Here is a 13,637-nt window from a genome sequence, read left to right as displayed (position 1 = left end):
TTTTTATTAGCTTATTTAGTTAAAGCTGTATCTATAGCGGGTTTATCAAAACCAATTATAACAGTTCCATTTATGTCTAAAACGGGAACTCCCATTTGCCTAGATTTTTGAAGCATTTCTTGTCTAGCATCCATATCTTCAGCTACGTTAAGTTCTTCAAAAGCTATATTTTTAGATTTTAAATAATTCTTAGCCTTTACGCACCAAGGGCAAGAATCTGTGGTATATACTTTAATCATATATGCTCCTCCTAATAAAGATTAATAGTTATTAATATTAATTTTAGTTTATAACTAAATATAGAAATTTTCAACAATAATTCTTATGTAATATATAATATGAAAAAATTATATGTTGTGTTACTTATTTTATTATATTTTCATTATTTAAATTAGAGTTTAATATATGATTACTGACTTCATCATCAGATTGCTGTGATGAAAAAACATCAGTAATATTAATTTCAGAGTTATCTTTTAAAATATTTTTCCCTGTAATATTTATATTATTTAATGTATTTTTAGTAAGCATAGAATCATCTCCTTAAATTGTTTATAATTAGTATTTGTAAGAGGATAGATTTCTATGCGAATTCTTAATGTATAGTGGTCTAGACAAGTTAATTTTGGTTTGATATAATTATTGAGGAGGAAGTTAAGTATGATAGATAAAAGCAGTCCTATTCCTGTATATTATCAATTAAAAGAAGACATCCTAAAGAAAATAAGAGAGGGTGTTTGGAAGGTTGGTCAATGTATAGATAGTGAAAGGGAACTTTCTGAAAACTATGGAGTTAGCAGAATGACAATTAGGCAAGCTTTAGGAGAACTAGTTCAAGAAGGTATATTAGTAAGAGAAAAAGGAAAGGGTACTTTTGTTTGTGAGCCTAAAGTCAAGCAGAAAGATATGATGAGTTTCTCTGAAATAATTAAAAGAACTGGTAGGACTCTAGAAACTAAGGTTATTGAGTTTAATAAAATACCTACGCCAGAAGATTTGACAGATACTTTTTCATTTGAGGAAGTTTATAAGATAAATAGAAATAGAATAGTTGATGGTGAATGCATAGCTAATGAAGTTGTATATATTCCTTCAGACTATTGTGGATTTATAAATGAAGAGAAGCTAAAAGGGTCTTTATATAAGATATTAGAGGAATTTGGCTACTCTGTGGAATATTCAGAATCATCTATAAAAGCAGTTATAATGGATGAAACTAATAAAAAAATTTTTGGAGTGGATGAGCAAGTACCATTACTTCAGATAAATGGTAAAACTATAAATAGCGATGGAAAGGTGCTTTTTGTGGAAGAAGCTACCTATAGATCAGATAAATATATTTTAGAAGTAAATATTTTAAGACGAGAGGGGAAATTAAAGTGAAAGTAATAATAGCTAAAGATTATGATGAAATGAGTAGATTAGCAGCAGAAGAAATGGCAAAGGTAGTAGAAGTTAAACCAAATGCTGTTTTAGGATTAGCTACAGGTGGTACTCCAGTAGGAATGTACAAAGAGTTAATAAAGATGAACAAAGATGGAAAAGTTGATTTTTCTAATGTAACAACTGTAAACTTAGATGAATATGTAGGACTTGCTGGAGATCATCCACAAAGTTATAGATATTTCATGAATGATAACTTATTTAATCATATAAATATAGATAAGACTAGAACTTTTGTACCTAATGGATTAGCTGCTGATATAGCTGAAGAAGGAAGAAACTATGATAAAAAAATAGATGAGTTAGGTGGAACTGATATTCAATTACTAGGTATTGGTAATAATGGACATATAGCGTTCAATGAACCAGATCAAGATTTAGTTGCAGGAACTCATTTAACTGGATTAACTCAAAGTACAATAGAAGCAAATGCAAGATTCTTTGATTCTATTGATGAAGTTCCAAAGACAGCTATAACTATGGGGCTTGGACAAATAATGAAAGCTAAAAAGATTCTTTTAGTTGCTAGTGGTGAAAGTAAGGCTGAAGCAATTAAAGGTGTATTAAGCGGTAAGATTACAACTTCAAATCCTGCAACTATGTTACAAATGCACAGAGATGTAGTTGTTATAATTGATGAAGCTGCAGCTAGGCTTGTAAAGTAATAAAGTTGGTAATAATAGAAGGTGAGATAAAAATATCTCACCTTTTCTTTTGGTTAGACGATAAATAAATATAAAAAAATAAATTTGAATTGTAAATTATATTTTAAAATTATGATATTATTATATAGTTAGGAACGGAATGTTAGAAATATATAAATATATAAATATAGCAATATATAAATATAGCAATATATAAATATGACAATATATAAAGTTGAATTTTGAGTATAGAAAGGAGGAGAGCGTATGGCTAAAATAAAAACTATTTTTACGTGTCAAGAGTGTGGTTATGAATCACCAAGGTGGCTTGGAAAATGTCCTTCTTGTAATCAATGGAATACTTTTGTTGAGGAGTTAAAAGATAACAATACCGCAGCAAAAGAAAAAATAAGTAAAAATATATTGACGGAAAATATGCCAAAGAGTATAGGGGAAATAAAGTCTGGAGAAAAAGAAAGATTTAAAACAAATCTAAAAGAACTTGATAGAGTACTTGGAGGAGGATTAGTAAAAGGATCTTTAACTTTAATTTCAGGGGATCCTGGAATAGGAAAGTCCACATTACTATTACAAACAGCTAATAATATAGCATCTAAGTACGGAAAAGTTTTATATGTATCTGGTGAAGAGTCAGAAGAACAAATTAAAATTCGCGGGGATAGGTTGGGAGTAACTGCAAAAGATTTATTTATAGTTTCTGAAACTAATTTAGATACAATTGATGTATACATAGAAAATATACAACCAGTGTTTGTTATAATAGATTCTATTCAAACTATTTATAAAGAGGGGGTAACATCTGCGCCAGGAAGTGTATCTCAGGTAAAGGAATGCTCAAATGAATTAATGAGAATAGGTAAAGGAAAAAACATACCTTTATTTATTGTTGCTCATGTTACGAAGCAAGGAGCTCTTGCAGGTCCAAGAGTATTAGAACATATGGTAGATACAGTTTTATACTTTGAGGGTGAAAGAACTGAGGAGTTTAGAATATTAAGAACTATAAAGAACCGTTTTGGAACAACTAGTGAAATTGGTGTTTTTGAAATGAGAGGAGAAGGTTTAGTTGAAATATACGATCCTTCAAAGATGTTTTTAGAAGATACAAACTTTAATCAAGAAGGTTCAGTTGTTATTGGTATAATGGAAGGAACTAGACCAATACTGGTAGAGATTCAAGCATTAGTTACTCAAACCAATGCTCCAATGCCAAGGAGAACTGGCGTTGGAATAGATAATCAAAGATTGAGTTTGATTCTTGCAGTTTTAGAAAAGAAGTTAAGAATACCTTTTTATAATCAAGATGTATATGTAAATGTTGTTGGTGGTTTAAACATAGATGGAACTACAGCTGATTTAGGTTTGGCATTAGCCTTATTATCTAGTGTGAAGAATAAAGGCATATCTTTACCTAAGGTAGCTATAATTGGAGAAGTAGGCTTAACAGGAGAAATAAGACCTATAAACTCAATTGATAGATTAGTGAATGAAGCGGAAAAAATGGGATTTGAATATGCTATAATTCCTTTTAGAAATAAAGATAGAATTAGCAATGAATCAATTAAGGTTATAGGCGTAAGTAATTTAAGAGAAGCTATTGGAAAAGTTTTTTAAAAAGTGGGTGAGTGTATGAGGTTAGAGAAAGATTTAGAAATAAAAAAGATATTAGAGTTAATGTGCCCAGGAACTGCATTAAGGGAAGGGTTAGAAAACATATTAAGGGCTAAGACTGGTGGATTAGTAGTATTAGGCGATAGCGAAGATATAATGAGCATAGTAGATGGTGGATTTTATATTAATTCTGAATACACTCCAGCTTATGTGTATGAGTTGGCCAAAATGGATGGGGCTATAGTAATTAGTGGAGATTTAAAGAAGATAGTTTGTGCAAATGCTCAGTTGGTACCATCATCAACAATTCCTACTTACGAAACAGGTACTAGGCATAGAACAGCAGATAGAGTAGCAAAGCAAACTGGAAGGGTAGTTATTGCTATTTCTCAACGTAGAAATATAATTACAGTATACAAAGGAGATATTAAGTATGTATTAAGAGAAAGTAGTATTATATTGGCAAGAGCTAACCAGGCAGTTCAAACTCTTGAAAAATATGTTGCTGTTTTAGATAGAGTAATTAATAATTTAAATTTATTAGAATTTCAAGATTTAACAACTTTATTTGATGTAGTTACAGCTATTCAAAGAACTGAAATGGTTATGAGAATAGTAGAAGAAATAGATATATACATATTGGAGTTAGGGAATGAAGGTAGACTTATATCTATGCAATTAAATGAGTTAGTAAGGCATATAGAGAGAGATGGAATTCTATTAATAAGAGATTACTTTAAGAAAGATGATACTGTTGATAATATATATAAAGATATACAAAAGTTATCTCAAGAGGAATTGCTAGATTTAGAAGTAATATCTAGAGTATTAGGATATTCAGGAGAATCTTTAGTTGACACATTAGTTTCTCCAAAAGGATATAGAATATTAAGTAAAGTGCCGAGAATTCCTTCAAATGTTATAGAAAACTTAATTAAGCATTTTGATAGATTTAATCAAATAATAGATGCTGGCATAGAAGAATTAGATCAAGTAGAAGGAATTGGAGAAGCGAGGGCAAGAGCAATAAGAAATGGATTAAAGAGGATAAACGAGCAGGTTTATTTAAATAAAGAATTATAAATTAAAACTGTGTCTATAATATATAAGACACAGTTTTTTATTCTACAGAAAGATTTTATCTAAATGTAAACTTACCTAGTGTGTTAATTCTGTCATGTTCCTTTAATAGAACATCATAAAGGTTAATGTCAAGGTCATTACATAAAGATGTTAGATAAAAAAGGTTATTTCCCATTTCTCTCTCAATAATTTCACGGCAGTTGTCACATAAATCACCTTTAATATGTGTATCAAGTAATTCGCTTATATCTTCTATCGAATCATCAGGAAGATGTTGCTTCTTTGCATTAATAGTAAGACAGCCACAATTTGTAACAGATTTTGCAATAGCTCTGTTTACCCTAGAACATGATTCAGAGTATTTAGTAATTAAGTCCAAAATGCTTTTATGTCTTAACAACGAATCGTTAACAGAGTTTTGAAAATCATCAAATATTATATCCTTCATGTATCTCACTCCTTTGTGTTTTTAAAGGTGTTACTTTAAGTTAATTATAGTTATAAAAAGTTTAAAATGTCAATAATAGGTTGTTAGTTATCATTTAACCTATGTACATATAATAATAGAATATTTTCTTAATTAATAGGGGGTACAAAAATTAAAAATATCTGAATTTAAAACATATTTTAACTAGGATATACTTTGGTATGATATAATGTAAATAAATCCTAATACAGTGATGATTTAAATAAAATAAATTGTCAATAATTATATAAGGAGGTGGTAAAATGCTTAAAAAATTAATTAGAGGGTTGTTTTCTGTAGCAGGACTAATTATTGGTTATGTTGTTGGAGATGCCATTGCAAAAATTGATAAAGTTCAAAGTTTAGGTATTCTTTCAAAAACTTATGGTTCGGCCTTATTTATAGTTCTTATTTGTTTATTATTCGGTCTTATTTTTTATCTTATTTCACCTGCAATATATACAGCGATATCTAATTTAATTGATTATATTGAAAAAAATATTCAAAAGTTAACAATTAGCGAAATTGCTTATGGCGCAATAGGTGCTTTAATTACTTTGATTATTACTACGTTATTAACTAGACCTGTAATGGATTTCCATCCGATAATTGGACCGTTATTAGTGGTTTTAATAAATGTAATTGCAGCAATAATTGGCATGGATATTATGATAAAGAAAAAGGATGATATAACAAATATATTAGTTGGACTTAAAAAGAATAGTAGTGTTAAAGAAAAGAAAACAAAAACTACTATAAAAACTATACCTAAGGTTCTAGATACATCCGTAATTATAGATGGAAGAATTTTTGATATATGTCAAACAGGTTTTGTGGAAGGACCTTTAGTAATACCTAATTTCGTATTAGATGAACTAAGACACATATCAGATTCATCAGATGGATTAAAAAGAAATAGAGGTAGAAGAGGACTAGATATATTAAACAAGATTCAAAAGGAACTACCTATAGAAACTCAAATTTGGGAAGGTGATTTCCCAAAGATTGAAGAGGTAGATAGTAAACTATTAAAACTTGCACAAACTTTAAGTGGAAAAGTAGTTACAAATGATTTTAATTTAAATAAAGTAGCAGAAGTTCAAGGTGTACCAGTATTAAATATCAACGAACTATCGAATGCTGTAAAACCTGTAGTAATTCCTGGTGAAGAGATGACTGTAGATGTTGTTAAAGATGGTAAGGAATCAAGTCAAGGTGTAGCTTATTTAGATGATGGAACAATGATAGTTGTTGAAGGTGGTAAAAAGCATATAGGATCAACAATAGATGTTATTGTTACATCTGTTCTTCAAACAGCTGCTGGAAGAATGATTTTTGCGAAACCAAAAGATAGCTAAGAGAGGATTAATATGATATCTGCGATTATTTTATCAGGTGGTAGAGGAAAAAGAATGGGTGCAGATGTGAGTAAGCAATTTATTCATATCAATGATAAGCCATTAATCTACTACACATTAAAAAGATTTATTAGTTGTGATTTAATAGATAAAGTTGTATTAGTATTACCTAAAAATGAAATTGAGTATTGTAAAAAAGAGATACTTAACAAGTATTCGTTAAAGGTAGATTATATTGTAGAGGGTGGAGCAGAAAGACAAGATTCTGTCTATAATGGATTAAAGGTATTAAGTAATACAGATATAGTTTTAATTCATGATGGTGCAAGACCTTTTGTAAGTGAAAGCATGATAAAAAATGGTATTGATAATGCCAGAAAACATGGAGCTGCTGCCCCAGGAGTTATGCCTAAAGATACAATTAAAGTTAAGGATGATGAATCTTTTTCAGTAGATACTCCTGATAGAAGTACACTTGTATCAGTGCAAACTCCTCAAGTTTTTAAGTATGATTTAATTATGAGGTGTCATGAGAGTGTTAAATCTGAAGGGAAGACAGTGACTGATGATACTATGGTGGTAGAATTATACGGAAATAATGTGTATTTATATGATGGTGAATATACTAATATTAAAGTTACAACACCAGAAGATTTAATTATAGCTCAGTATTTGGCTAAAGATTTTCACTAGAGTTGACACCTTTTTAGCTACAAGTTATAATAAATATTACAAAAAAATTATAAAAGTTTATGTAAAAAGCAATGATGAAGAATAGTAGAAATCGCATTTTCAGAGAGAAAATCCTTGGCTGTAAGATTTTCAATAGATTTTGAACCAGCTTCGGAGCAATAGGCAAAAACTATCGGTTTAATACCGTTATCATTATTAGAGAATCAATTTAGGTGGTACCGCGATTAATAATTCGCCCTAATATATTTAGGGCGGATTTTTTTATTTTAAAGGTGGATTAATTTGTTAAAACATATAGAATGATACGAGGAGGAAGTTTATTATGAAAATGTCAAATATGTTAATGTTAACATTAAGAGAAGTTCCAGCAGAAGCTGAAATAGAAAGCCATAAGTTAATGCTTAGATCAGGAATGATGAGAAAGATGGCTTCTGGGGTATATAACTATATGCCACTAGGACTTAAGACTTTAAAAAACATAGAAGATATAATCAGAGAAGAAATGAATGCTGCAGGGGCACAAGAGTTTTTAGCATCTGCATTATTACCAGCTGAATTATGGCAAGAATCAGGTAGATGGGATGTTTATGGAGCAGAAATGTTCAGATTAAAAGATAGAAACAATAGAGATTTTTGTCTTGGGCCAACTCATGAAGAAGTATTTACTGATATAGCTAGAAATGAAATTAAGTCATATAAGCAACTGCCAGTAAATTTATATCAAATTCAAACTAAGTATAGAGATGAAAGAAGACCTAGATTTGGAGTTATGAGAAGTAGAGAATTTGTTATGAAGGATGCTTATAGCTTTGATAAAGATCAAGCAGGATTAGATCTTTCATATAATAAAATGCATGATGCATATGTTAAAATATTTAATAGATGTGGAATTGATGCTAAATGTGTAGCTGCTGATTCTGGTGCAATTGGTGGTTCAAATTCAGCTGAATTTATGGTTAAGTCAGAGGTTGGTGAAGATGATGTAGTGTTCTGTACAGCTTGTGATTATGCTGCTAATATAGAAAAAGCAGAAGCTACTCCTGATATAGCACAAGCAGAAGAATTATTAGAAGTTGAAAAGGTTGCTACTCCTGACAGCAGAGGAATAGATGAGGTATCTTCATACTTAAATGTATCTCCAAAGAAAACTGTAAAACTTTTAATGTACAATATAGATGGGAAAATAGTTGGTGTAGTTGTTAGAGGAGATAGGGAAGTTAATGAAGTAAAGGTATCAAATGCTGCAAATGCTGCCACTGATATAATGATGGCATCTCATGAAGAATATAAAAATGCTACAGGATGTGAAGTGGGATTTGGTGGACCAGTAGGTTTAAAAGCAGATTTATTATTAGTTGATGAAGAAGTTAAGAATATGTATAACATGATTGTTGGAGCTAACGAAACTGGATATCACTTAAAAAATGTTAACTATGGAAGAGATTTTGAAGGAGTTGTAGGAGACTTTAGAAATATAGAAAATGGTGAAAAATGTCCAGTATGTGGTGAAAAAGTTTCTATAGCTAGAGGTACAGAAGTAGGACATATATTTAAGTTAGGAACTAAGTATTCGGAAGCTATGAATGCCACTTTTATAGATGAAAATGGAAAAAATACTCCATTTGTAATGGGATGTTATGGTATTGGAGTTACAAGAACTATGGCTTCAATAATAGAGCAACATCATGACGAAAATGGTATAATATGGCCGTTATCTGTTGCGCCATACCATGTGTCTGTAATTCCTGTAAATATAAAAGATGAAGAACAAATGAAGGTTGCAGAAGAGTTATATAATTCATTAAAAGATCTAGGTGTAGAAGTTTTAATGGATGATAGAAATGAAAGAGCTGGTGTTAAATTTAAGGACTCTGAAATAATGGGAATACCTATGAGAGTTACTGTAGGGAAGAAGATTAGTGAAGGAGCTGTTGAATTTAAGTTAAGAGCTGGCGGAGATAATGAAGTCATTAAGATAGAAGATGTTTGTAATAGAGTAAAAGCATTATTTGAAGAAAACAACCTTAAATTAAAATAATTTAGGAGGATGAAAGATGAAGCTATATAATACTCTGACAAGAAAAAAAGAAGAATTTATACCTATTACTCCTGGTGAAGTGAAGATGTATGTTTGTGGTCCTACAGTATATAACTTCTTTCATATAGGAAATGGTAGAACTTTTATTGTGTTTGACACAATTAGAAGATACCTAGAATATAGGGGATACAAGGTTAAGTTTGTACAAAATTTTACCGATATAGATGATAAAATGATAAATAAAGCTAATGAAGAGGGGACAACAGTAAAAGACATTGGAGATAAGTATATATCAGAATATTATACTGATGCTGATGCACTTAATATTGAAAGAGCAACTGTAAACCCAAGAGCTACAGAATTTATAGATGATATTATTGATTTCGTATCAAAACTAATAGAAAAGGGATATGCCTATGAAGTAGATGGAGATGTATACTTTAATACAAAGAAGTTTGAAGAGTATGGTAAACTTTCAGGACAAAGTTTAGAAGATCTTCAAATTGGAGCTAGTAATAGAACTTCATCTGCGGCAGATGAAAGAAAAAAGGATCCAATGGATTTTGCTATTTGGAAGGCTCAAAAGCCAGGAGAACCTGCTTGGGATTGTCCATGGGGTAAAGGAAGGCCGGGGTGGCATATTGAATGTTCATGTATGGCTAAAAAGTTACTAGGAGAAACAATTGATATTCATGCTGGAGGAATGGATTTAGCATTTCCTCATCATGAAAATGAAGTGGCTCAAAGTGAGGCATTAACTGGTAAGAGGTTTGCTAATTATTGGTTACATTCTGCTTATGTAAATGTAAATAATCAAAAAATGTCGAAGTCTTTAAATAATTTCTTCACAGCTAGAGATATATTAAAGGAATATGATGCAGATGTAATTAGATTCTTTATGATGTCAGCACACTATAGAATACAAATTAACTTTAGTAAAGAATTATTAGATTCAGCTAAAGCATCTATGGATAGGTTATATAATGCAGTATCCAATTTAGAAAACTTAATAGAAGAGGTTTCTAAAGAGGAAATGAATGAAAAAGAGAAGGATTATTTAGAGTCTCTAGATAAGTATAGAGAAAAATATATTCAAAAGATGGATGACGATTTTAATACTGCTGACGCATTAACTGTATTATTTGAATTATCTAAGGATATAAATACAAATATAACTGTTAATTCTTCAAAGCAATTAGCTACAAAGGCATTAGAATTGATAAGAGAGCTTGGAGGTCCTTTAGGAATTCTACAAAAATCAACAAAAGGTGATCTTGAGAGTGAAATAGAAGAATTAATAGAGCAAAGACAAAATGCAAGAAAGAATAGAGATTTTGCATTAGCTGATAAAATTAGAGATGATTTGAAAGCTAGAGGAATTGTGCTTGAAGATACTCCACAAGGAGTTAGATGGAAAAAGGTAAATTAAAATATTTATTAAGGGTTGCAGGATTTGCAACCCTTATTTAAAGGAGAATAAAATGTTAGAGGATTTAAGAGTAAGAGAATTTACTAAAGATGAAGCTAGAATGTTAAATCCACTTCAGCTTGCATTAGTTGGAGATGGTGTATATGAAGTGTTTATAAGAAACTATATATTATCTTCTAATTCTGAGTTATCGGCTCATAAAATGCATAAAGAGGCTATAGGATATGTAAAGGCTAAGAGTCAATCGTTGGCTATGCATAGGTTGGAAGATGAGCTTACAGAAGAGGAGTTATATATATATAAAAGAGGTAGAAACACTAAGTCTGCCACTGTACCTAAGAATGCAGATGTTAGAGATTATAGAATGGCAACTGGTTTTGAAAGCTTAGTTGGATATATATATTTAATAGGAAATAAGGAAAGATTAAGTTATATAATGAATAAAAGTATCGAAATAATAAATAACGAAGAGTAAAGGAGTAACTTACATGGCTAAAAGAGAAAAAAATACTGTAAATAAACATAAAGAAAAGTCGGCTAGAGGCGAAAATCATATTGTAGAGGAAAGAGAAGATTTAATAGCTGGGAGAAATGCAGTTACAGAAGCTATTAAAAGTGACAGGACAATTGAAGCGTTATACATAGCTAAGGGACAGACTGAAGGGTCAATAAATAGTATTATTTCTTTAGCAAAAGAAAAAAAGTTGGTTATAAAAGAAGTTGATAGGAAAAAGTTGGATTTATTATGTGGAGGTATAGTACATCAAGGTGTAGCTGTAAGGATTACTCCATATAAATACTACGAAGTATCTGACATATTAAATTTTGCAAAGAAAAAGGGAGAAGCACCGTTTATTGTAATATTAGATGAAATAGAAGATCCTCACAATCTTGGTTCTATAATAAGAACGGCTGAGTTATGTGGAGTTCATGGAATTATAATTCCTAAAAGAAGAAATGTTGGTGTTACTTCTACTGTATATAAGTCTTCTGTTGGTGCAATAGAACATATGAAGGTAGCAAAGGTAACTAATATAAATAAGGTTATAGATGAGCTAAAAGAAGAAGGTATATGGGTGTATGGAGCTGATATAGATGGTGTGGAATATAGCTATGAAGTGAATTTTTCAGGACCATGTGCAATTATTGTTGGAAGTGAAGGTAAGGGGATATCTAAACTTACTCTTAAAAAGTGTGACAAGTTGGTTAAGATACCTATGGTAGGAAAAATTAACTCTTTGAATGCTTCTGTTGCAGGGGGTATAATGATGTATGAAGTATTAAAAGGAAGATTAATTAAATAAATGAGGGATACTTGTGAAGTTGGTATTTGTAGATGGGTATAATGTTCTTAATAGTTGGCCTAATTTAAAGACTGATAAAGAGTATACTTTTGATGGTACAAGGGAAAAGCTGATTGACATAATGCATAATTATGGTTCCTATAGTGACTGCAAGGTTATATTAGTTTTTGATGGATATAAGGTTGCTGGCAATAGAGAAAAAAAAGAAGATAAAAATAAAAACTTAACTATTATTTTTACAAAGGATGGTCAAACAGCAGATAGTTATATAGAAAAAGAAGTTCATAATGTAGGTAGAAAGTATGAAGTGTATGTAGTTACATCTGATTGGATGGAACAACAAACTATATTTCAAAGAGGTGCAATTAGAATGTCATCTCTTGAATTCTACAATGAGGTTATGAAAACCGAAAAAAATATACGAATAAAGTCTGAAAAAATTAAAAATCCTAATAAAAATCATTTGCAAGATAATATTGATAATGAAGTGCTTAAAAAGTTAGAAGATATGCGAAGAAGCAAGTGAAAAAGTTGACTTAAATTAATAGGGTAGAGTATAATTTTAATTATATAATATCATAGTTCGGAGGGGGAGAAGTGTTTAACGAAGGGTATTTGATGGAAAACTATTCAGAGTTTGATGAAAAGTTAGATGAAGAAGTTGTTTTAGAAGCAAAAAATGGTAATGTAAGAGCACAAGAGTATCTTATATCTAAGTATGAGAACTTTGTGAAGTCAAAAGCTAAATCTTACTTTTTGATTGGTGCTGATAAAGAAGATATATATCAAGAAGGTATGATAGGACTTTATAAAGCCATAAGGGATTTTAAACCTGATAAGTTAACCTCCTTTAAAGCATTTGCTGAACTATGTGTTACAAGACAAATAATAACAGCAATTAAGACGGCGACAAGGCAAAAACATATTCCCCTAAATACATATGTGTCTTTAAATAAGCCAATTTATGAAGAAGAGTCAGATAGGACACTTTTAGATGTGTTAGCTGGATTTAGGATAACTGATCCAGAAGAGTTGGTTATAAGTCAAGAGCAAATGGAGCATATTGAAGGAGAAATATCAAAAGTGCTATCTGATTTAGAATTAGAGGTACTTACATCCTATCTAGATGGTAAATCTTATCAAGAGATTGCTTGTGATTTAGATAGGCATGCTAAATCTATAGATAATGCACTACAAAGAGTTAAGAGAAAGCTTGAAAAATGCTTGCATTTGGAGTAGTTAATTTGTTGTTGACAAATAAAATATTTGATAGTAAACTTTATAATTGGTATATTGAAAAAGTCAATATATGAGTGCTCACGTAGCTCAGTCGGTAGAGCGTCGCCTTGGTAAGGCGGAGGTCGTCGGTTCAATCCCGATCGTGAGCTCCACGAAATAAGCAGTGAACGCTAGGCAAAGTTTATTTAAGAAATAGTAAGGAGGAATTACAATGGCAAAGGAAAAATTCGAGAGAAATAAACCCCACGTAAATATTGGAACAATCGGTCACGTAGACCACGGTAAGACAACACTTACAGCAGCAATCA

16 protein-coding genes, 1 tRNA gene and 1 other annotated feature are annotated in these 13,637 nt (G+C 30.7%); of the genes, 14 read left to right on the top strand and 3 right to left on the bottom strand.

The features are described 5' to 3' along the window. Window positions 1-11: 11 nt before the first annotated feature. Both KIB46_RS11685 and KIB46_RS11680 read right to left on the bottom strand, forming a co-directional pair. On the bottom strand, window positions 12-239 hold the full coding sequence (locus KIB46_RS11685) for a glutaredoxin family protein (protein WP_156561948.1): 228 nt from the start codon (window positions 237-239) through the stop codon (window positions 12-14). A 124-nt stretch (window positions 240-363) separates the two neighbouring features. Further along, on the bottom strand, window positions 364-531 hold the full coding sequence (locus tag KIB46_RS11680; RefSeq protein ID WP_291672069.1) for a hypothetical protein: 168 nt from the start codon (window positions 529-531) through the stop codon (window positions 364-366). Between the two features lie 129 nt (window positions 532-660). Here KIB46_RS11680 and KIB46_RS11675 point away from each other — a divergent pair, with 129 nt between their 5' ends. The 4 genes from KIB46_RS11675 (at window position 661) to disA (ending at window position 4,802) form a co-directional block, all read left to right on the top strand. Further along, window positions 661-1,383 (top strand): GntR family transcriptional regulator, encoded by a 723-nt coding sequence (locus KIB46_RS11675; RefSeq protein ID WP_156561952.1) that lies wholly within the window; start codon window positions 661-663, stop codon window positions 1,381-1,383. Then, window positions 1,380-2,108, top strand: coding sequence for a glucosamine-6-phosphate deaminase (nagB, locus tag KIB46_RS11670; RefSeq protein WP_156561954.1), 729 nt, complete (start codon window positions 1,380-1,382; stop codon window positions 2,106-2,108). The genes KIB46_RS11675 and nagB overlap by 4 nt, the downstream gene beginning before the upstream one ends. Before the next feature lie 246 nt (window positions 2,109-2,354). Further along, complete coding sequence (gene radA / locus KIB46_RS11665) at window positions 2,355-3,722, top strand: DNA repair protein RadA (RefSeq protein ID WP_291672065.1); 1,368 nt, start codon at window positions 2,355-2,357, stop codon at window positions 3,720-3,722. Between the two features lie 15 nt (window positions 3,723-3,737). Further along, on the top strand, window positions 3,738-4,802 hold the full coding sequence (gene disA, locus KIB46_RS11660; protein ID WP_049180633.1) for a DNA integrity scanning diadenylate cyclase DisA: 1,065 nt from the start codon (window positions 3,738-3,740) through the stop codon (window positions 4,800-4,802). A gap of 55 nt (window positions 4,803-4,857) precedes the next feature. Here disA and KIB46_RS11655 read toward each other — a convergent pair whose 3' ends face one another. Continuing rightward, window positions 4,858-5,250 (bottom strand): hypothetical protein, encoded by a 393-nt coding sequence (locus KIB46_RS11655; RefSeq protein WP_049180632.1) that lies wholly within the window; start codon window positions 5,248-5,250, stop codon window positions 4,858-4,860. Between the two features lie 281 nt (window positions 5,251-5,531). Here KIB46_RS11655 and KIB46_RS11650 point away from each other — a divergent pair, with 281 nt between their 5' ends. The 10 genes from KIB46_RS11650 to KIB46_RS11605 all read left to right on the top strand — a co-directional run. Then, window positions 5,532-6,626, top strand: coding sequence for a PIN/TRAM domain-containing protein (locus KIB46_RS11650; RefSeq protein WP_156561958.1), 1,095 nt, complete (start codon window positions 5,532-5,534; stop codon window positions 6,624-6,626). Window positions 6,627-6,638: 12 nt separating this feature from the next. Further along, the gene (gene ispD / locus KIB46_RS11645) at window positions 6,639-7,319 is read left to right on the top strand and encodes a 2-C-methyl-D-erythritol 4-phosphate cytidylyltransferase (protein WP_156561960.1); all 681 of its coding nucleotides are present in this window, start codon (window positions 6,639-6,641) and stop codon (window positions 7,317-7,319) included. Window positions 7,320-7,381: 62 nt separating this feature from the next. Continuing rightward, window positions 7,382-7,562: a binding site (T-box leader), on the top strand. Window positions 7,563-7,641: 79 nt separating this feature from the next. Further along, on the top strand, window positions 7,642-9,357 hold the full coding sequence (locus KIB46_RS11640; protein ID WP_156561963.1) for a proline--tRNA ligase: 1,716 nt from the start codon (window positions 7,642-7,644) through the stop codon (window positions 9,355-9,357). 16 nt (window positions 9,358-9,373) lie between these two features. Continuing rightward, a complete protein-coding gene (gene cysS / locus KIB46_RS11635) occupies window positions 9,374-10,786 on the top strand; it encodes a cysteine--tRNA ligase (RefSeq protein ID WP_291672059.1) in 1,413 nt (470 codons plus the stop codon). Window positions 10,787-10,838: 52 nt separating this feature from the next. Beyond that, the gene (locus KIB46_RS11630; RefSeq protein WP_156561968.1) at window positions 10,839-11,261 is read left to right on the top strand and encodes a ribonuclease III domain-containing protein; all 423 of its coding nucleotides are present in this window, start codon (window positions 10,839-10,841) and stop codon (window positions 11,259-11,261) included. A 13-nt stretch (window positions 11,262-11,274) separates the two neighbouring features. Further along, the gene (gene rlmB / locus KIB46_RS11625) at window positions 11,275-12,090 is read left to right on the top strand and encodes a 23S rRNA (guanosine(2251)-2'-O)-methyltransferase RlmB (protein WP_156561970.1); all 816 of its coding nucleotides are present in this window, start codon (window positions 11,275-11,277) and stop codon (window positions 12,088-12,090) included. A gap of 13 nt (window positions 12,091-12,103) precedes the next feature. Beyond that, window positions 12,104-12,616: an NYN domain-containing protein gene (locus KIB46_RS11620; protein ID WP_156561972.1), complete on the top strand. Its 513-nt coding sequence runs from the start codon at window positions 12,104-12,106 to the stop codon at window positions 12,614-12,616. Between the two features lie 92 nt (window positions 12,617-12,708). Continuing rightward, window positions 12,709-13,329, top strand: coding sequence for an RNA polymerase sporulation sigma factor SigH (gene sigH / locus KIB46_RS11615; RefSeq protein WP_049180653.1), 621 nt, complete (start codon window positions 12,709-12,711; stop codon window positions 13,327-13,329). Window positions 13,330-13,405: 76 nt separating this feature from the next. Further along, window positions 13,406-13,481: transfer RNA gene (locus tag KIB46_RS11610), tRNA-Thr, on the top strand. 59 nt (window positions 13,482-13,540) lie between these two features. Next, on the top strand, window positions 13,541-13,637 hold a 97-nt coding region (locus KIB46_RS11605), incomplete at its 3' end, for a GTP-binding protein (RefSeq protein ID WP_287621107.1).

Source organism: Clostridium sp. (genome assembly GCF_018372875.1).
Taxonomy (GTDB): domain Bacteria; phylum Bacillota; class Clostridia; order Clostridiales; family Clostridiaceae; genus Clostridium.
This window is presented reverse-complemented; position numbering and strand designations above follow the sequence as displayed.